Annotated in this window: 1 rRNA gene; it reads left to right on the forward strand. The window is 58.6% G+C overall.

The features are described from left to right. Window positions 1-117, forward strand: a 16S ribosomal RNA gene (locus E2B92_RS32490); the annotation flags it as partial. Window positions 118-399: the final 282 nt, after the last annotated feature.

Here is a 399-nt window from a genome sequence, read left to right on the forward strand (position 1 = left end):
CCCGAAGCCGGTGGCCCAACCCCTTGTGGGAGGGAGCTGTCGAAGGTGGGACTGGCGATTGGGACGAAGTCGTAACAAGGTAGCCGTACCGGAAGGTGCGGCTGGATCACCTCCTTTCTAAGGAGCACTTCTTACCGGTTTCGGCCGGTCAGAGGCCAGAACATCAGCGAACGTCTGATGCTGGTTGCTCATGGGTGGAACGTTGATTATTCGGCACGATTCGTGAGGATCATTAGTACTGCTTCGGCGTGGAACGTGAATCTGATCTGGTCGTGTCGGGCACGCTGTTGGGTGTCTGAGGGTGCGAGCGTTGCTCGCCCTTCTGCGATGCCGGCCCCAGTGCACTGAGTCTTCGGGTTCAGGTGATGGGTGGCTGGTCGTTGCTTGAGAACTGCACAG

Source organism: Streptomyces sp. WAC05374, from assembly GCF_004353505.1.
Taxonomy (GTDB): domain Bacteria; phylum Actinomycetota; class Actinomycetes; order Streptomycetales; family Streptomycetaceae; genus Streptomyces.